Source organism: Neobacillus niacini, assembly GCF_000759675.1.
Classification (GTDB): domain Bacteria; phylum Bacillota; class Bacilli; order Bacillales; family Cytobacillaceae; genus Neobacillus; species Neobacillus niacini_A.
Window position 1 is genome coordinate 149,915 of the sequence record NZ_BAWM01000086.1, and the last position, 18,496, is coordinate 168,410.

The following is an 18,496-nucleotide window of genomic DNA, read 5'->3' on the forward strand; positions in this document are numbered from 1 at the left end:
TTTGCATAATAAAAACACTTTACAAAATACCCATATGGGTATAATATTGATTTTATACTTACTTGATAGGGAGGCAAAATGAATCGTGTCCTTTTAATCTTGGTTTTACTATATTCCAATTCAAGATTAGTTAAATAGGCTTTATAAAAGGAGGATTATTACATGGATACTAGTACAATATTAATGATTATATTTATAGCAGGATTTCTTCTATGGAGAGTTATACCAGTAAAAGGAATAAGAAACATTACAACTGATCAGCTACAAAATGAACTAGGTGATAAAAATAAACAATACATCGATGTTCGAACCCCAATGGAATATAAAGGGCGTTCTATCAAAGGATTTAAAAATATTCCAGTGGACCAACTATCTAGTAATTCATCATCACTTTTGAAGGATAAAGAGGTAGTCGTTATTTGTCAAAGCGGGATGAGAAGCGCTCGCGCAGCAAAAATACTAAAGAAACAAGGATTTACACAAATAACAAATGTCAAATGCGGAATGAGCGCCTGGAATTAGGAGGAATACAAAAATGAAACGTATTACAGTAAAAGAAGTAGAACAAAAGCTTGATAATGGTGAAAAACTAAACATCATTGATGTTCGAGAAGTGGGAGAAGTTGCGACAGGAAAAATCCCATTAGCGATAAATATACCATTAGGTTTAATCGAGTTTAAAAAGCAGGACCTTGATAAAAATGAAAATTATATTATCGTTTGCAGATCAGGTGGAAGAAGCGCTCAAGCTGTCGCTTTCTTAGAGAGTTATGGGTATAATGTAACGAATATGGATGGCGGAATGATGGCATGGGAAGGGGAACTTGAATTTTAAACAGGTACCCTACTGGGTAAAGATAATAATGAAAAAGCAGTGAATGTAATTGCTTTTTTGAATAATGTAGGTAAATAATAGGGTAAGGATGAATATTTGGAGGAATAACAATGGATTACAATGATCAAGTCAAAAATCGAATTAAGCGCATGGAAGGTCAGCTTAGAGGAATATTTAGGATGATGGAGGAAAACAAAGATTGTAAAGAAGTCATAACTCAATTGTCAGCAGTCCGTTCTGCAGTAGATAGAACAATTGGTGTAATTGTAAGCTCTAACTTGGTGGAATGTGTTTTAGAAGCTGAAAAAAACGGAGAAAAGACAGATGAAATCATTAAGGAAGCTGTAAACCTTTTGGTCAAAAGTAGGTGAATAAAAAGGGTTGACACCCTTAAGTTCGCCTTGTAATATACCCATAGGGGTAATTTTAAAAAATTTACTTAAAAGGAGAAATGAAAATGAACGTAGATAAAGTATTAGATGCTAAGGGTTTAGCTTGTCCTATGCCGATCGTAAAAACTAAAAAAGCCATTAACGAACTAGAAGCTGGTCAAGTCTTAGAAATTCATACAACAGATAAAGGCGCCAAAAATGATTTATCCGCTTGGGCAAAATCAGGTGGACATGACCTACTAAAACATGAAGAAGAAAATTCTGTTTTGAAGTTTTGGATTAAAAAGGGTTAATTTTTTTTGATTTTAACATACCTGTACGGGTAATGGTAAATATAAATTAGGAGGAACATATTATGACTGAAAAGAAAAAAACGACAATTGTATTATTTAGCGGTGATTATGATAAAGCAATGGCAGCTTACATTATTGCCAATGGCGCTGCAGCATATGACCATGAAGTGACAATTTTCCATACATTTTGGGGGTTAAATGCTTTACGAAAAGATGAAGATGTAATGGTTAAAAAAGGCTTCTTAGAAAAAATGTTTGCGAAAATGATGCCAAAAGGCGCTGATAAGATGGGTATCTCTAAAATGAACTTTGCAGGAATTGGTCCAAAATTAATCAAGAATGTAATTAAGAAGCACAATGCACTTACACTTCCTCAACTTATTGAAATGGCACAAGAACAAGATGTTAAGTTAGTGGCTTGTACAATGACAATGGATTTATTGGGTCTTCAACAGGAAGAGCTATTAGAACAAATCGAGTATGCTGGTGTTGCAGCCTATTTAGCGGATGCTGAAGATGGAAATGTAAACTTATTTATATGATAGATTAAGAGATTAATAATTTTTTTTGAATACAAATATACCTTAAGGGGTAAAATAGGAGGTTCCTACATGACTATATTAACAACGGATTTAGTATTAGACGCAAAAGGTTTAGCATGTCCAATGCCAATTGTGAAAACAAAAAAGGCTATGAACGGATTAGAGGCAGGTCAAGTATTGGAAGTACTAGCTACTGATAAAGGTTCAAAAGCTGATATTAAGGCTTGGGCACAAAGCTCAGGGCACCAATATATAGGTACAATTGAAGATGGAGAAGTTCTGAAGCATTATTTAAGAAAATCTTCAAACGAAGAAAAAGGTGAAAGAAAACATCCAAATGTGACTTCTAATGAAGAACTTGAAAAGAAATTAGCTTCTATCGAAAAAATAGTGGTATTAGATGTTAGAGAAGAGGCTGAATATATCTTTAATCATATCCCAGGTGCTATTTCTATTCCTATGGGTGAATTAGAAGATCGTTTAAGTGAATTAAATTCAGAGGATGAGATCTTTGTCGTTTGCCGTACAGGGAAACGCAGTGATTTTGCAGCGCAAAAGCTAGCAGAAAAGGGCTTCACAAAAGTCATTAACGTTGTTCCAGGCATGAGCGAATGGACGGGAACAACCAATAGTTTAAACAACTAATCCATGGGGCGATTGCGATCTAAAATTTTTTGCACTCAAATATACCATAGGGGGTAATTAAGAATGACAGTAAAGCCAATGACATCCAAAGAGGTAACAAAAAAAATATTTAATAAAGAAGTATTATTTATTTTAGATGTACGTAACGAAGGTGATTTTCAAGATTGGAAGATAGAGGGAGAAAATTTTGAATACTTGAATATCCCGTATTTTGATTTGCTAGATGGAGTAGAAGAGATTCTAGAACAAATTCCTTCTGATAAAGAAATTTTAGTTGTATGTGCAAAAGAAGGTTCATCGATTATGGTTGCAGAGATGCTTTCTGAAGCTGGTCTAACTGTTTCATACCTTCAAGGTGGAATGAAAGCTTGGAGCGAACATTTAGAACCTGTTAAGGTTGGCGATTTGAAGGGTGGAGGCGAAATTTACCAGTTCGTCCGTATCGGAAAAGGCTGCCTTTCCTATATGGTCGTTTCTAATGGTGAGGCTGCCCTCATTGATGCCACTCGTATGACCGATATTTATCTTGATTATGCAGCTAGCATTGGGGCAAGGATTACCCATGTATTTGATACCCACTTACATGCTGATCATATTTCTGGTGGACGGGTCATTGCAGAGAAAACCAATGCAACTTACTGGCTTCCCCCAAAGGATGCAGCTGAAGTAACATTCGAGTACTCTCCATTAGAGGGTGGTGGTGATGTGAAAATTGGTGAAACGATGATTAACATTCATGCATTATATTCTCCAGGTCACACCGTCGGTTCTACTTCTTTCATAGTCGATGAGAATTTCCTACTTTCAGGGGATATCCTTTTCATTGATTCAATTGGAAGACCCGATTTAGCTGGGATGGCAGAAGACTGGGTTGCGGATTTAAGAGAAAGTCTCTATAAACGATACAGAGAATTATCAGAGGAATTAATTGTACTTCCTGCACACTTTATGATCATTGAAGAGCTAAATGAAGATGGTAGTGTATCAGAAAAACTAGGCACACTGTTTGCAAAAAATCATGGTTTAAACATAGAAGATGAAAATGATTTTAGAAAACTTGTAACAGATAACTTACCACCACAGCCAAATGCCTATCAAGAGATTCGTGAAACCAATATGGGTAAAATCAACCCGGATGTTGAAAAGCAACGCGAAATGGAAATCGGGCCAAATCGCTGTGCGGTTAGATAAAAAGGGGAGCCGATTAGGTTCCCTTTTCTCAGAGGGGGAAACAAAATGGATATTGCATTTATAATTACCATTTTTTTAATTGGATTTATCGGATCATATATTTCAGGAATGTTAGGAATCGGCGGCTCCATAATTAAGTATCCGATGCTTCTTTATATTCCACCGTTATTTGGTTTATCTGCATTTAGTGCACACGAGGTTTCTGGTATTAGTGCCGTTCAAGTATTCTTTGCAACAATTGGTGGTGTATGGGCCTACCGAAAAGGGGGATATTTGAACAAAACACTGATCCTTTATATGGGTGTCAGTATTTTAATTGGTAGTTTTGTGGGTGGTTTTGGTTCAAAATTAATGTCAGAGGGTGGAATCAACTTAATCTACGGCATCTTAGCATTGATTGCCGCTGTGATGATGTTTATTCCTAAAAAAGGTTTAGATGATATTCCACTTGATCAAGTTAAGTTTAATAAATGGCTTGCTGCTTTATTAGCGTTAATTGTCGGGCTTGGTGCAGGTATTGTTGGTGCAGCAGGGGCATTCTTATTAGTTCCGATCATGTTAGTTGTCTTAAAGATACCTACAAGAATGACGATTGCGTCTTCATTGGCGATCACCTTTATTTCATCGATTGGAGCAACGGTTGGGAAAATCGCAACAGGTCAAGTGGATTATTTTCCAGCATTCATTATGGTTATTGCAAGTTTAATTGCTTCACCGCTAGGGGCAATCGCTGGTAAAAAGATGAATACAAAGATTCTGCAAATTATTTTGGCGGTTATTATATTGGCAACAGCTATAAAAATTTGGTTGGATATTTTATAAAAACAAAAACAGAAATAATAAAAGGAGAGATTCCATTGGTTAAATTTACTCACGCTGCAATCAACAAAGTTGAAAGTGAAGTTCAAGACCTTATTAACGAAGGAATAGCACCATTTATCCGCTTATCAATGGGAATTGGCTGAGGTGGACCACAGCTTCGACTGACTCTGGAAGAGTCAGCTTTAGATTCTGACGAAATTACGGAAACAAACGGAATTCTATTTTTAGTAAATGAACGGGATCAAGTTTATTTTAATCAAGTAAAGATTGATTACACAAAGTCTCTGTTGGGCGGAGGACAATTTGTAGTGATACGTCTATAAGATAATGTAGGTAGAGGCTAGAGATAGCCTCTATTTTTTATGAATAAGTTAGTAAGTGTATGAAGTAAAAAGGTGGTGAGGTATAGTTTGGCAGTTATTTTTAAATGATCTAAAAAAGCACTAAAAACAACAATTAATTTTGTTATTTTTAGTGCTTTTCATAACTCATTATTGATTCATCATACAAGGTGCAGATGGTTCTTTTTTCATTTTGCCAACACAGTCTTTATGCATATCTTTAAGTTCTTTCTCACTTAATTCAGGGTGATTTTCTTGCATGAAAGGCAGCATTTCTTTAAAGTCTCTTACTTTACAGGCGATATCATCGCTTGCAGCCATAACTCCTGTGCCTAATCCTAGTAGTAAGACTACTGTAAAAGCACTAGTAACTATTCTTTTCATATTCTTTGCCTCCTGATGGAAATTCTCTTACATCTCTAATTTTACTATCTTTTTTATATACCGCATGGGGTAAATATGACGGTATTTAGAACTTTATTCGGTTAAAAAAACAAAAGACTGCTAAATTGTCTAGCAGTCTTTTGTGTACAGAAATTTATCCTTTTTTAATAATGGTATTATAATGCTTATCTTCACGTTCTGTTTTCACGAGTGTATGTTGGTTTTTGTCACACCATGAAGTAATATCTTTTACAAAGTTACAATCATTCGTGGTGATCTGTAAAGACTCACCTGACTGAAGTTTTTTCATATTCTTATGAACTTCCAATATTGGACCAGGACATGCTAAGCCTGATGCGTCAATCCTGATGGATACTTCCACTTCTTCTAAAGTTTGCGAACTACTGCTAGTTGATTGATTAAATACTGAAGAATAGGTTTTCCAACCGCCGTCTAAATTTTTAACCTTAAATCCATTCTCTGATAGGATTCTTGCTGCCAAATAGCCTCTTAGCCCGACCTGACATGAAACATAGATGGTTCCATTCTTAGGCAGTCTGTTTAGTTGTTCACGTAAATCTCCAAGAGGAATGTTAATTGAACCTTTAATAAAGCCCATTTCTCTTTCGATTGGTTCACGAACATCAATCAATAATCCATTTTGAGCAACAATTTCATCAATTTCATACCATTGAACAGTTTCTACATCACCATTCATGATATTTGTAGCCACATAACCAGCCATGTTAACGGGATCCTTCGCTGATGAATATGGTGGAGCGTAAGACAATTCCAATTCAGTTAAATCGAAGACAGTTAGATTACCTTTAATGGCTGTAGCAATGACATCCATTCTTTTGTCAACGCCGTCTATACCGACTGCTTGTGCACCAAGAATTTTCCCGTTACTTGGGTCAAATAATAATTTTAATGCAATCGGTGCAGCACCAGGATAATAGCCTGCATGTGAAGATGGATGTATATGAACAGCTTCATAATTAACATTAAGCTGCTTTAATCTTTTTTCATTATTACCAGTAGCTGCAACAGTTATATCGAATACTTTTGCAATAGATGTTCCGAGAGTACCTTTAAACTTTTCTTCTTTACCATAGATATTATTGGCTACAATACGACCTTGGCGGTTTGCAGGACCTGCAAGAGGGATCATTGCTGCATTCCCGTTAATATAATCAGTCACCTCAATCGCATCGCCAATCGCGTAAATATTTTCGTCATTTGTTTGTAAATAATCATTTACCTGAATACCACCGCGTTCACCAACATTTAAACCTGCGTCTACAGCAAGTTTATTTTCTGGACGAACACCGATGGAAAGAATCGTCAAATCAGAACATAGTTTTGTACCACTGGAAAGTTCAATTGTATTTCCATTTTGACTAAAAGCTTTTACACCATCTTCTAAAATAAGGTTAACACCTTTATCACGTAAATGATCATGAACAATTGCAGCCATTTCGTAATCTAATGGAGCCATAACCTGATTAGCCATTTCAACCACTGTTACTTCAATTCCACGTTCAGCAAGGTTTTCAGCCATTTCTAGTCCAATGAATCCACCGCCAACAACCACTGCTCTTTTAGGCTTCTTCTCGTCAACTACTGCTTTAATTTTATCTGTATCTGGAATGTTCCTCAGTGTGAAAATGTTTGTTGCCTCTGAAATACCTTCAATTGGAGGGAAAATTGGCTTCGCACCAGTAGAAAGGATAAGCCTGTCATAACTTTCTTCATATGTTTCATTAGTACTTAGGTTTTTGATTGTAACGGTTTTACGATCGGGGTTAATCTGAGTAACTTCACTTAAATTACGAATATCGAGATTAAATTTCTTGCTCATGCCTTCGACCGTTTGGACTATTAGCTTTTGTCGATCTTTAATTTTATCGCCAATATAGTATGGTAGTCCGCAATTCGCAAATGAAATATGTTCTCCACGTTCAAACAATACAATGATTGATGTTTCATCTAATCTTCTTAATCGTGCTGCAGCAGTAGCTCCTCCAGCAACACCGCCAACAATAACTATTTTCTTAGACATATAATACTCCTCCTTAAACATTCACCCAAATGAGATGTAAAAAAAAATATATTAAGATTAATTGTTCTGACTAATACCCTATAGGGTATATATTTATCCTATACTAGGAAGTTAGGTTTATCAATAAAAAATAAAAGAGTATGGATGAAATTAAGATTTTTTGTACATAAATTAGACAAATATTATAATCGTTATTACTGGGAAGACTAAAAAGATATCGGATGTAAATCTGAGGAAATAGAAAGTTTATTTGAAAAATGAACTCAAAATGTGTCAGACTATACTTTGGTATAGTCTTTTTTGATTTAGGATTAAAGAAGGAAATGAGGCTTTGAAATGAGTCAAACTAAAAAAACTGCACTAGTGCTGGGAGCAACAGGTCTGATTGGCAAGGAATTAGTGAAAATACTGAATGAGAATAATCAATATGAAAAGATACATTTGTTGGTTCGCAGGCAATTTGATCTTCAATCAGATATCTGTAAAGTACATATTGTTAATTTTGATGAATTACATAAATATCATGAATTATTTCAAGTAACAGATGTTTACTGTTGTTTAGGTACAACCATAAAAGTAGCAAAGACAAAAGAAGTTTTTCGTAAAGTAGATTACGAATATCCTGTTGAGGCTGCAAAATTAGCAAAGGAAAACGATGCTGAAAAATTTCTAATTGTAAGTGCAATGGGGGCAGATACCAAATCGCTTTTCTTTTATAATCGTGTAAAGGGAGAGGTTGAGGAATCACTAAGGAATCTGCATTTGCGATCTCTTCATATTTTCCGACCTTCCTTGTTATTAGGGAAGAGGGAAGAGTTCCGATTAGGTGAGAGACTTGCTGAAAAAGCTAGTGTAGTATTAAACAAGCTAATGGTTGGTCCTTTGCGTCCCTATCGGGGGATTCAAGCAAAAAAAGTTGCGGCTGCAATGGCCGTTATTGCTCAATCAAATCAAAAAGGGGATCATATATATCCGTCACATAAAATTGATGCCATGATAGGATTCTGAGTGGAAGAAAATGAGTTAATAAAAGCGTAGAAGAATGGAACTATGTGATCCTTTCTTTTACGCTTTTTATATTATTGAAAATCATTCGGCAAATATTTTACGAATGTCGAGAACTTAATTGGAAGAATATCTGTCAATGACGAAACATCTAAATTGAAATTAACTCTATTTTTCCTATAAAAATATTGGTTTTTGGTTGTTTTTAAAACAGGTTTTATCTTAAAAATAAGAATAATGAAGTTCGATGTAATTTTACAAAATTTTTTGTTCATATGTGTTAAATTGGTAAAAGATTAACAATGGTACAAGAACAACTCTCATTTATCTACTACAATATTCATCGAATTTTTCCTTCATAACATCATCAAAGTATAAAGGTTCACCTTTCATGTTTTATTAATTCTAGTTACATATTGGATAGTAGAATACGAGCATCATTTTACAGGTTGTATGATGAAATGCATTTTTGTGGTCTGTAAAATTAAAAATAGATACAGAATTTTCAGTAAAATCACTTTTAAAAAAGGAGGGCTTTTTATTGGAAAAAATACAGCGAATCTCCAATATCAATCTAGAAATTAACTTTCAAGAAGTGGAACGTGCTCTTACAAATCAAGAAGCGTTGGAAGAATCTAATCGCTGCCTTTATTGCTATGATGCCCCTTGTATTAAGGCATGCCCAACAGGCATCGATATTCCAACTTTTATAAAAAAAATTGCTTCAGGAAATTTACTTGGCTCTGCGAAAACGATAATGTCATCTAATCCTGTTGGTGCAAGCTGTTCTAGAGTATGTCCAACAGAGGAATTGTGTGAAGGTGCATGTGTTTTAAACCATTCCACAAAACCAATTATGATAGGAAACCTGCAGAGATATGCAACAGATTGGGCAATCAAAAATGAACAAACGCTTTTTGAGCCAGGAACACCAAATGGTAAATCTGTTGCTGTTGTGGGTGGAGGACCTGCTGGACTTTCTGCAGCTAGAGAACTAGCACGATTCGGGTATGAAGTGACGATTTTTGAAGCTGCAGAAAAAGCAGGCGGATTAAATACCTACGGAATTGTTTCATTCCGCCTTCCACAGACAATCTCGTATTGGGAAGTGGACCAGGTGGAAAAGCTTAATGTAACAATCAAAACAAATACAAGAGTTGGTAAAGATGTGTCAGTAAAGGAGTTACTTGAAGATTTTGATTGCATTGTTTTAGCGGTAGGTATGGCACACGTTCCTCATTTAGGTATCGAAGGAGAAGACCTAGAGGGAGTCTACGATGCCATTGAGTTTGTGAAGGAAACAAAAAGTAGAAAATTATCGAATGAATTTGTCGGAAAGCGTGCCGTCGTCATCGGTGCAGGAAATACCGCGATTGATGGTGCAACCTGTTCGGTACGTTTAGGTGCGGAAAATGTGAAAATCTTGTACCGTCGAACAGAAGAAGAAATGACTGCCTATGATTTTGAATATGAATTTGCCAAACAAGATGGTGTGGAATTTCGCTGGTTAACAGCACCGAAGAGAATTATTGGGGATGAACATGGAAAGGTAACCGGGATTGAATGTATCAAAATGCATCTTGGCGAGCCCGATCAAGACATGCGCAGGAGACCATATCCAGTTAAGGGATCTGAATATGTCATACCAGTGGATGCTGTCATAAAAGCAATCGGACAAACAAGGCATTTGGAACTAATTGAAGCACTAGAGCTACAACATGAAAGTGGTGTAGTACAAGTAAATAAAGAAACCTATCAAACTTCTAATCCAATAATATATGCTTGTGGTGATGTTGTTTTTGGAAAGGGCAAAGGCGACGCCATGGTTGTTACCGCTGCACAACAAGGGAAACAAGCTGCTTATAGTATCCACAGGCAATTTACTGCAGTCGAAACAGCCAATTAGAAAATCAAAAGGATATAATCATGTAAGCGTTTTCTTGAACTATACGATGTTTTTATAATAAAAAGGGGTGAATTCGAGATGGCTGATTTGAGTATTAATCTTGCAGGGATAAAATCTCCCAACCCATTTTGGCTTGCTTCAGCACCCCCTACCAATTCAGGGTATCAGGTTCAGAGAGCCTTTGAAGCGGGGTGGGGTGGTGCAGTTTGGAAGACATTAGGTGACCCAATTTTGAATGTTACCTCTAGGTTTGCTGCCATAAGTTTTAACGGACAACGTGTGGCGGGGTTCAATAATATTGAATTGATAACCGACAGACCATTAGAGGTAAATTTAAAAGAAATTTATGAAACGAAAAAAAGATTTCCTAACCATGCTATCATCGCGTCCTTAATGATGGAGCCAAAACAAGAAAAGTGGCACGAATTAGTAAAGCGTGTAGAGGATGTCGGGGTTGATGGTCTCGAGTTAAACTTTGGCTGTCCACATGGAATGGCTGAACGAGGAATGGGATCTGCTTCTGGTCAGGTCCCAGCACTTGTAGAACGACAGACCTATTGGGTAAAGGAAGTGGCGAAAACACCTGTCATCGTAAAACTAACACCAAATATTACGGATATAACGTCTACTGCTGAAGCAGCATGTATTGGCGGAGCAGACGCGATCAGTATGATTAACACCATTAATAGTTTAATGGGGGTAGACCTTGATTCATGGAATACAATTCCACATGTTGCCGGGAAGGGGGCACATGGCGGTTATTGTGGTCCTGCTGTAAAACCAATTGCACTGAATATGGTGGCAGAATGTGCACGGCATGCCCATATTAATGTCCCAATATCAGGAATTGGCGGAATCTCCAACTGGCAAGATGCCGTGGAATTCATGTTAATGGGTGCTACAGGAGTGCAAGTTTGTACTGCCGCTATGCACCATGGATTCCGAATTGTCGAAGACATGATTGAAGGACTAAGCCATTATTTAGATGGTAAGGGTATTAAGTCTGTATCTGAAATAATTGGAAAATCAGTTCCGAGGTATTCTGATTGGGGGAATTTAGATCTTAATTATAATATCGTTGCAAAAATTAATACAGACGTATGTATAAATTGTAACAAGTGCCATATTGCCTGTGAAGATACTTCCCATCAATGTATTGATATGCTAACAGACGAAAATGGTAAGAGTTATTTGAAAGTTAGAGAAGAGGATTGTGTAGGATGTAATCTATGTTCTATTGTCTGCCCAGTAGACGGAGCAATTGATATGGTCGAAGTACCAAATGAATTGCCTCCAATGTCCTGGAATGATAGGCAATCAGCATTGAGTCTTGTAACAGAATGTAAGATTGATATAAACAAATGAGAAGGGAGAAATTGTATGAAGAAACTGATTAAAAATGGAACGATTGTAACAGCTGCAGATACATTTACAGCAGAAATTTTAATAGAAGACGGAAAAATCGCACAAATTGGCAACAATCTTGCTGCACATGGAGCGGAAATAATAGACGCTAAAGGCTGTCTTGTTTTCCCTGGCGGCATTGATCCGCATACCCATTTAGATATGCCTTTTGGCGGAACTGTTACAAAGGATGATTTCGAAACGGGAACCATAGCTGCTGCTTTTGGCGGTACCACAACAATAATAGATTTTTGTTTAACCAACAAAGGTGAGCCGTTAAAAAATGCGATCCAGACATGGCACGCAAAATCGAAAGAAAAAGCTGTGATAGACTATGGTTTCCATTTAATGATAGCGGAAATCAATGAGAATGTATTGAATGAGCTTCCTTATGTGATTAATGAAGAAGGAATTACCTCTTTCAAAGTGTTTATGGCTTACAAAAATGTTTTCCAAGCTGATGATGAAACACTTTTTCGAACGCTCATTTCAGCAAAAGAACATGGAGCGCTTGTCATGGTCCATGCTGAAAATGGGGATGTAATCGATTATTTAACGAAAAAGGCAGTTGCAGAAGGAAACAGAGAACCAATCTATCATGCCTTAACAAGGCCTCCAGAATTAGAGGGGGAGGCAACGGGAAGAGCAGCAAAACTTACAGGTCTAGCAAACTCGCAATTATATGTCGTTCATGTTTCATGTGCGGATGCGGTTGAAAAAATCGCTGAAGCACGAAGCAAGGGATTTGATGTTTGGGGGGAAACCTGTCCACAATATTTAGTTTTAGATCAAAGTTACTTAGAAAGACCGAATTTTGAGGGTGCTAAGTATGTTTGGTCGCCTCCATTACGAGAAAAATGGAATCAAGAGGTCTTGTGGAATGCATTAAAGAGCGGTCAGCTGCAAACTCTTGGATCTGACCAATGCTCCTTTGATTTTAAAGGACAGAAGGATTTAGGAAGAGATGATTTTACCAAAATTCCAAACGGTGGACCTATCATTGAAGATCGCTTATCTATACTATTTTCTGAGGGGGTGAGGAAAGGACGAATCAGTCTTAATCAATTTGTTGATCTTACATCCACACGAGCCGCAAAATTATTTGGCATATATCCGAAAAAAGGCAGTATTGCCGTTGGGGCAGACGCCGATATTGTCATTTTTGATCCACAGGTAGAGCGGGTTATTTCCACTGAAACACATCATATGGCAGTGGATTATAGTGCCTTTGAAGGAATGAAAGTCACGGGTGAGCCTGTTTCTGTTTTATCCCGAGGTGAATTTGTCGTCCGTGAAAAGCAATTTGTTGGAAAACCAGGTTCTGGTCAATATTTGAAGAGAGCAAAATACAGTCTAAATACACCATTAAATCAAAATGAAACCTTATCCATTTGATCTTCGAGAATTGTCCAGCTTCAGGCGCCATCGGCTCTATGGTCTACAGTCAATCCGTCAAGAAGGTTAAAGAGCAACCTTCTTGACGGCTCGCCTTATACTTGTCGCCGATAAACAGGCGCCTTCCGCTTTTTTAGCGAACTACTCCTGCAATTGCTTGCTAGGCAAGCAATTGCCTCTTTTCAAACCTCTGTTCTTGTCGGTGATTTGAATTTGAATGTTTAAATTCTTTTATCTAAAACCGAAAAGGAGTGTTCATTTGAAAAAAAGCCACTTAAAGTCTTCAGATTTATTACCTATTCAACAAAAAGACCGGAAAGTCACAAAGTTAGGATATTCATTTATGTGGGTAGGGATGGTAGTGGTTCTCGCTACCTTTGCCATTGGTGGTGCAGGGGTCCAAAGCCTTTCTTTACCTCTTGTTATTCTAGCAACGATTATTGGATCACTCGCCATCGGATTTTTTATATCCTTAATTGCTGATATCGGCATAGAGCATGGCTTGTCATTTCCTGTGTACATGAGAGCACCATTTGGAACGATAGGAACCCATATTCCTTCCATTACAAGGGGTGTTACCGCTTCGGCTTGGTTTGGAATTAATACCTATTTCGGTGCAACAGCAATGAACGGCATATTAAATATATTATTTGGATTTGATAATTGGTTTGTTTGCTTCGTTATTTTTGCAATTTTCCAATTAATCAACACAGCTTTAGGGATTAAATCGATAGAACGGTTTGCAGATTTAGCAGCGCCAATCATTCTCCTAATCTCTATTTGGATGTATTCTTCATTATCTGACCAAGCACAGGCTGCTGGAAGAGATGTTTGGAGCTGGGTAGAATCACCAGTTAGCGGTGGTGCTGCGGTTACAGCTTTTATGGTTGTTATTTTTAGTAATATGGGCTTTTGGGCAACTTTGAGTGCGGATATTCCATCGATTTCCCGATACATGAAAGCTCCAGCAAATGAAAAGAACTGGTTTAAGAGAAATAAAAGTTCCTTAATTGGAAACCTTGTCGCAATGCCATTAACACAAACCTTTATGATTATCATTGGTGCTGTATCCTACATTGCTGTATTAAACGCGGACCCAGTGGTTGCACTTCAAGAGTCAGCCAGCGGAATTGTTCTTGCCGTTTTACTGTTGATGATTGTATTAGCCCAATGGTCAACGAACACCGCTGCAAATGTGGTACCAGCTGCAACCATTTTCTCGAATGTAGGTGGACCGAAGTTTCCATTTTGGGCGGGTGTTATAACTGCGGGTATTGTAGGTACAATCGTTCAACCGTGGGAGTTATTTGGTGTCATCATTCCCATTCTTCTAATCGTTGGCGGCATATTGTCAGCGATCGTCGGTATTCTATTTGCGGATTATTATTTACTGCGTAAAAGACGGGTGAATGTTCCTGAACTTTACGAAGACCATGGTCAATTTAGATATTGGGGCGGCATGAATATTGCGGGCTTTATTGCTTGGATCATTGGCGGTTTTATTTCCTATTTATTCCCGGCATATGGGTTTTTAGTAGGTTTCTTACTAGGAGCGTCTATTTATTATGTCCTTGCAAAATACTGGTGGTTTAAGAAGTATCAACAGGCTGAAATTGAAGATCCAAGTGATGCAAAATATCTAGGAATCTCAGTTGGTCGTGATTGGGTCATTGAAGAAGAATATGAGTCAGTACTAGAGGAAGCACCTGCTAGTTTAAAATTCGATTAATGAAAATTTCTGATTTGTAGGAGGTTATGATGTCGGATTATCAACAATATCTTAATGAAAGAGATAAGCTCGATTTTTTCATTCAGAAGGGATTTCGAATTAATGCTGTCCATGAACATTTAGAGGGTGCTTCTGTTGAGTTTTACCACCCAACTAGTAAGGAAAAAGAAACGTTGCTTATTGGAACCGCCAATGCAAGAAAATATTTTTCCAGCATACTTATTAAACAGAATTTGGGAATAAAGTGAAAGTCGTAGTTTCATAGAACGGGGATTGGTAGCACATACCAATCCTTTTTTGAAAATATTCGTTTTCTTATTAAGGGAGAAATTGGATGAAGGAGCATTTACCATTAATGGTTTCCGATATATTATCTCGGAAGCATTTCGAGCAAGCGATCGTGATAGCTGGAGCAGAAGGTCTCAATCGGATTGTAAAATGGGTTCATGTTGTCGAAGTAACAAACATTCGTAATCTTTTAAACGGAGATGAACTGATTCTTTCAACTGGCGTTGCCTGGAAAGATGATGAGGAGCTGTTTGTTTCCATCTTTAATCAACTGTTAGAAACAAATGCAGCAGGTCTATGTATTGAAATGGGAACCTATTTGTCAGAAATTCCTGCCGAGGCAATTATGATTGCGGAACAGAAAAACTTTCCGATTATCATTTTTCAAAAAGAAGTTCCGTTTGTTGAAATTACCCAGGATATTCATACCATGATCATTAATAAACAATATAGAAGGATTAGTGACTTAGAGAATTATTCACAAAGTTTAAATAAACGTCTATTAACCACTGAAACATATGAAGATATCCTTCACTTTATTTTTGCTGCGCTTGAGGTTCAAATCATTTTCCGATTAAAGGGGCAAGAATATGAGTTTATCCCGGAAATCAATGCTAAAGAACAAACCCAAATCATTCACATGTTAGAAAACGCGAAAAAGGAAAGCAGTGATCGAGTTGCCTTTTCACCGATCCATTTATTTGGACAGGAGTACGCAGAGTTATTTATTTATTCAAAGGAAATCCCCATCAGTGAATACGATTCATTAATTGTTGACCGTACTACCACCGCATTAGCTCAACATCTATTGAGAGAATTATTTGTTGAAGAAAAAAAGCGGGTGGAAGAATTTGAGTGGCTCCATGGCTGGCTTGAGGGGGACCATCCTTTAGATAGTATAAACGAATATTTACTGGAGCATGGGATAAAACCGAAATCAACCGAAGCAGTTGTCCTCTTTGCCAAGGTACTTTCAATTAAAGAGAAATCGAATCAAGACGTAACGTATATTAAATTGTTATTTCGTTCTGTCTTTGAACAAAATGGCTTTTCATTATTTTCTGTTCAAAAAAGAAATGAAATGATCTTTATCTTATTAAATAATCGACCAAATAAAAATATTAAGGATCGAATTAAAAAAGCAATCGAGTCAATTCAAGATTCAGAGTTTCTAAGAAAGAAAAGTACAGCAAAAATATTTATGGCAGCAGGTAAGTTTGTTGATCGATTAACAGATATACATAAAAGCTGCCAAACCGCAAAAGAAACTCTCCGCATTCAACAGGAAATGTCCAAAGAAAAAACTTATTTTTATGAGGATTTACATTTATATCGCCTCATATCTCAAATGAATAAACATATGGATTTACAAGAACTTGTCATGGAATATTTACAGCCAGTCATTCACCATGATAAAAAGTATAATGGCAAGCTGTTAGAAACATTAAAAATGTATTTAGAATGTAATGGTTCTAAGCAAGAAACAGCCAATAAGCTTTTTATTGTTAGACAGACCTTATACCACCGACTCCAAAAACTGGAGAATCTTCTTGGTAAGGATTTTATGGACCATGAAAAACGGGTGGCATTCGAGTTCATGCTGCTTGTAAAAGATTATTTATCGCCTAACTTCTCAGACAGTAAAAAAGAAGTCATGGAGTAACATTACGTAGTGTTCATTTTGTGGAAGAAAACGTAACGGTTATCTTACAGAATGTCTAATGAACAACTTATGAATATACGAGATAATTAATTCAATTAGTTACATTTATTTTACTAGGGAGGCGAATAAATGAGCGTGACAAAAAAGGATACAACTGTTCTACAAAATTTTATTAATGGTGTTTGGGTAAGTTCGAACAGCGGTCAGACACTTAATGTCCCAAATCCGGCAACAAATGAATTACTCACGAAAGTTCCTGTTTCGACGAAAGAAGATGTGAATCAGGCTGTTGCAGCAGCAAAGGAAGCGTTTAATAAGTGGAAAAAGGTTCCGGTTCCAAAACGGGCAAGAATACTCTTTAAATATCACAGTCTATTAACAGATAGCCATGAAGAGTTAGCAAGACTGATCGTTCAAGAAAATGGAAAAGCATACAAAGAGGCATATGGGGAAGTTCAACGTGGGATTGAGTGTGTAGAATTTGCTTCAGGAGCACCAACTTTAATGATGGGTGAAACATTATCAGGTATTGCTGAAGAGATAGATTCTGAAATGTTCCGATATCCTTTAGGGGTTGTTGGGGGAATCACTCCTTTTAACTTTCCAATGATGGTTCCACTGTGGATGTTCCCATTAGCCATAGCTTGCGGAAATACCTTTGTGTTAAAGCCATCTGAACGTACACCGATTTTGGCTAATAGACTAGCAGAGTTGTTCTCTGAAGCGGGAGCTCCTCCGGGAGTATTAAATGTCGTACATGGTGCACATGATGTCGTTAATGGCTTACTTGATCATGAAGACATTGCTGCCATCTCCTTTGTTGGTTCTCAGCCTGTTGCGAAGTATGTATACGAACGAGCAGCATCCAAAGGAAAAAGAGTTCAAGCCCTTTCCGGAGCGAAAAATCATCACATCGTTATGCCGGACGCTGATATGGATAAGGCGGTACAGCATATTATAAGTTCGACATTTGGAAGCGCAGGGCAGCGCTGTATGGCCTGCAGTGCGGTTGTGGTTGTGGGTGACAATGAACCATTCGTTAAGACCTTAATCAAAAAAGCGGATGAATTAATTATTGGAAATGGGATGGATGACGAGGTGTTATTAACCCCTGTTATTAGAAAGGAACATCGGGATAAGGTACTTGGATATATTGAAAAAGGAATAGCTGAAGGAGCTGACTTAATTCGCGATGGACGCAGAGAGATGAGTGACCATACGGAAGGAAATTTCTTAGGAGCTACAATCTTTGATCATGTTACTTCGGAAATGACGATTGCCAAGGAAGAAATTTTCGCCCCCGTTTTAAGCCTGCTCCGTGCGAGTGATTTAGACGAGGGATTGGAGTTCATTCGAAAATCAAGATACGGAAATGGAGCCACGATTTATACAAATAATGCAAAAGCGATCCGTCAATTTCGTGAAGAAGCAGACGCAGGTATGCTCGGAATCAACGTTGGCGTTCCTGCGACCATGGCGTTCTTTCCATTTTCAGGCTGGAAGGATTCTTTCTATGGTGATCTCCATGTTAATGGTAAAGACGGCTTAAACTTCTATACTCGTAAAAAAATGATTACATCACGGTTTGAGGCATAGAAA

Annotated in this window: 18 protein-coding genes; 16 read left to right on the forward strand and 2 right to left on the reverse strand. The window is 37.3% G+C overall.

Annotated elements, in window-relative coordinates:
- Positions 1-162: 162 nt before the first annotated feature.
- From TR08_RS21075 to TR08_RS21110, 8 genes are all read left to right on the forward strand, one after another.
- The gene (locus TR08_RS21075; protein ID WP_045521652.1) at positions 163-522 is read left to right on the forward strand and encodes a rhodanese-like domain-containing protein; all 360 of its coding nucleotides are present in this window, start codon (positions 163-165) and stop codon (positions 520-522) included.
- A gap of 13 nt (positions 523-535) precedes the next feature.
- Entirely contained in the window at positions 536-835 is a 300-nt protein-coding gene (locus TR08_RS21080) for a rhodanese-like domain-containing protein (protein ID WP_045521654.1), read from the forward strand.
- Positions 836-945: 110 nt separating this feature from the next.
- Positions 946-1,206 (forward strand): metal-sensitive transcriptional regulator, encoded by a 261-nt coding sequence (locus tag TR08_RS21085; RefSeq protein ID WP_045521656.1) that lies wholly within the window; start codon positions 946-948, stop codon positions 1,204-1,206.
- Positions 1,207-1,292: 86 nt separating this feature from the next.
- The gene (locus TR08_RS21090) at positions 1,293-1,520 is read left to right on the forward strand and encodes a sulfurtransferase TusA family protein (protein ID WP_045521658.1); all 228 of its coding nucleotides are present in this window, start codon (positions 1,293-1,295) and stop codon (positions 1,518-1,520) included.
- A 62-nt stretch (positions 1,521-1,582) separates the two neighbouring features.
- Entirely contained in the window at positions 1,583-2,062 is a 480-nt protein-coding gene (locus TR08_RS21095; protein ID WP_045521659.1) for a DsrE/DsrF/DrsH-like family protein, read from the forward strand.
- A gap of 69 nt (positions 2,063-2,131) precedes the next feature.
- The gene (locus tag TR08_RS21100) at positions 2,132-2,707 is read left to right on the forward strand and encodes a sulfurtransferase TusA family protein (RefSeq protein WP_045521661.1); all 576 of its coding nucleotides are present in this window, start codon (positions 2,132-2,134) and stop codon (positions 2,705-2,707) included.
- A gap of 63 nt (positions 2,708-2,770) precedes the next feature.
- On the forward strand, positions 2,771-3,898 hold the full coding sequence (locus tag TR08_RS21105) for an MBL fold metallo-hydrolase (RefSeq protein WP_045521663.1): 1,128 nt from the start codon (positions 2,771-2,773) through the stop codon (positions 3,896-3,898).
- A gap of 45 nt (positions 3,899-3,943) precedes the next feature.
- Positions 3,944-4,720, forward strand: a complete 777-nt coding sequence (locus TR08_RS21110; protein ID WP_045521665.1) for a sulfite exporter TauE/SafE family protein — start codon at positions 3,944-3,946, stop codon at positions 4,718-4,720.
- Between the two features lie 491 nt (positions 4,721-5,211).
- Here the strand turns inward: TR08_RS21110 and TR08_RS21115 are convergent, their stop codons facing one another.
- Together TR08_RS21115 and TR08_RS21120 are read right to left on the reverse strand one after the other, a co-directional pair.
- The gene (locus TR08_RS21115; RefSeq protein ID WP_045521667.1) at positions 5,212-5,445 is read right to left on the reverse strand and encodes a hypothetical protein; all 234 of its coding nucleotides are present in this window, start codon (positions 5,443-5,445) and stop codon (positions 5,212-5,214) included.
- A 154-nt stretch (positions 5,446-5,599) separates the two neighbouring features.
- Complete coding sequence (locus TR08_RS21120) at positions 5,600-7,507, reverse strand: CoA-disulfide reductase (protein WP_045521669.1); 1,908 nt, start codon at positions 7,505-7,507, stop codon at positions 5,600-5,602.
- 336 nt (positions 7,508-7,843) lie between these two features.
- On the opposite strand from TR08_RS21120, the gene TR08_RS21125 reads away from it, so the two are divergent.
- The 8 genes from TR08_RS21125 (at position 7,844) to TR08_RS21160 (ending at position 18,493) form a co-directional block, all read left to right on the forward strand.
- Complete coding sequence (locus TR08_RS21125; protein WP_045521670.1) at positions 7,844-8,515, forward strand: NAD-dependent epimerase/dehydratase family protein; 672 nt, start codon at positions 7,844-7,846, stop codon at positions 8,513-8,515.
- Between the two features lie 538 nt (positions 8,516-9,053).
- The gene (locus TR08_RS21130; protein WP_370576377.1) at positions 9,054-10,418 is read left to right on the forward strand and encodes an NAD(P)-dependent oxidoreductase; all 1,365 of its coding nucleotides are present in this window, start codon (positions 9,054-9,056) and stop codon (positions 10,416-10,418) included.
- A 78-nt stretch (positions 10,419-10,496) separates the two neighbouring features.
- Positions 10,497-11,783, forward strand: coding sequence for an NAD-dependent dihydropyrimidine dehydrogenase subunit PreA (gene preA, locus TR08_RS21135; RefSeq protein WP_045521672.1), 1,287 nt, complete (start codon positions 10,497-10,499; stop codon positions 11,781-11,783).
- A 15-nt stretch (positions 11,784-11,798) separates the two neighbouring features.
- Positions 11,799-13,217, forward strand: coding sequence for a dihydropyrimidinase (hydA, locus tag TR08_RS21140; RefSeq protein ID WP_045521674.1), 1,419 nt, complete (start codon positions 11,799-11,801; stop codon positions 13,215-13,217).
- Positions 13,218-13,476: 259 nt separating this feature from the next.
- A complete protein-coding gene (locus TR08_RS21145; protein WP_045521675.1) occupies positions 13,477-14,946 on the forward strand; it encodes an NCS1 family transporter in 1,470 nt (489 codons plus the stop codon).
- Positions 14,947-14,975: 29 nt separating this feature from the next.
- Complete coding sequence (locus TR08_RS21150) at positions 14,976-15,194, forward strand: hypothetical protein (protein WP_045521676.1); 219 nt, start codon at positions 14,976-14,978, stop codon at positions 15,192-15,194.
- 86 nt (positions 15,195-15,280) lie between these two features.
- Positions 15,281-16,897 carry a PucR family transcriptional regulator gene (locus tag TR08_RS21155; protein WP_045521679.1) on the forward strand — a complete coding sequence of 539 codons (1,617 nt, stop codon included), beginning with the start codon at positions 15,281-15,283 and terminating at the stop codon, positions 16,895-16,897.
- A gap of 129 nt (positions 16,898-17,026) precedes the next feature.
- Positions 17,027-18,493 carry a CoA-acylating methylmalonate-semialdehyde dehydrogenase gene (locus tag TR08_RS21160; protein WP_045521680.1) on the forward strand — a complete coding sequence of 489 codons (1,467 nt, stop codon included), beginning with the start codon at positions 17,027-17,029 and terminating at the stop codon, positions 18,491-18,493.
- Positions 18,494-18,496: the final 3 nt, after the last annotated feature.

Excerpts from the sequence above, each read along its gene's own strand:
- TR08_RS21075 (WP_045521652.1), top strand. The coding sequence starts at position 163 with ATGGATACTAGTACAATATTAATGATTATATTTATAGCAGGATTTCTT.
- TR08_RS21080 (WP_045521654.1), top strand. The coding sequence starts at position 536 with ATGAAACGTATTACAGTAAAAGAAGTAGAACAAAAGCTTGATAATGGT.
- TR08_RS21085 (WP_045521656.1), top strand. The coding sequence starts at position 946 with ATGGATTACAATGATCAAGTCAAAAATCGAATTAAGCGCATGGAAGGT.
- TR08_RS21090 (WP_045521658.1), top strand. The coding sequence starts at position 1,293 with ATGAACGTAGATAAAGTATTAGATGCTAAGGGTTTAGCTTGTCCTATG.
- TR08_RS21095 (WP_045521659.1), top strand. The coding sequence starts at position 1,583 with ATGACTGAAAAGAAAAAAACGACAATTGTATTATTTAGCGGTGATTAT.
- TR08_RS21100 (WP_045521661.1), top strand. The coding sequence starts at position 2,132 with ATGACTATATTAACAACGGATTTAGTATTAGACGCAAAAGGTTTAGCA.
- TR08_RS21105 (WP_045521663.1), top strand. The coding sequence starts at position 2,771 with ATGACAGTAAAGCCAATGACATCCAAAGAGGTAACAAAAAAAATATTT.
- TR08_RS21110 (WP_045521665.1), top strand. The coding sequence starts at position 3,944 with ATGGATATTGCATTTATAATTACCATTTTTTTAATTGGATTTATCGGA.
- TR08_RS21115 (WP_045521667.1), bottom strand. The coding sequence starts at position 5,445 with ATGAAAAGAATAGTTACTAGTGCTTTTACAGTAGTCTTACTACTAGGA.
- TR08_RS21120 (WP_045521669.1), bottom strand. The coding sequence starts at position 7,507 with ATGTCTAAGAAAATAGTTATTGTTGGCGGTGTTGCTGGAGGAGCTACT.
- TR08_RS21125 (WP_045521670.1), top strand. The coding sequence starts at position 7,844 with ATGAGTCAAACTAAAAAAACTGCACTAGTGCTGGGAGCAACAGGTCTG.
- preA (WP_045521672.1), top strand. The coding sequence starts at position 10,497 with ATGGCTGATTTGAGTATTAATCTTGCAGGGATAAAATCTCCCAACCCA.
- hydA (WP_045521674.1), top strand. The coding sequence starts at position 11,799 with ATGAAGAAACTGATTAAAAATGGAACGATTGTAACAGCTGCAGATACA.
- TR08_RS21150 (WP_045521676.1), top strand. The coding sequence starts at position 14,976 with ATGTCGGATTATCAACAATATCTTAATGAAAGAGATAAGCTCGATTTT.
- TR08_RS21155 (WP_045521679.1), top strand. The coding sequence starts at position 15,281 with ATGAAGGAGCATTTACCATTAATGGTTTCCGATATATTATCTCGGAAG.
- TR08_RS21160 (WP_045521680.1), top strand. The coding sequence starts at position 17,027 with ATGAGCGTGACAAAAAAGGATACAACTGTTCTACAAAATTTTATTAAT.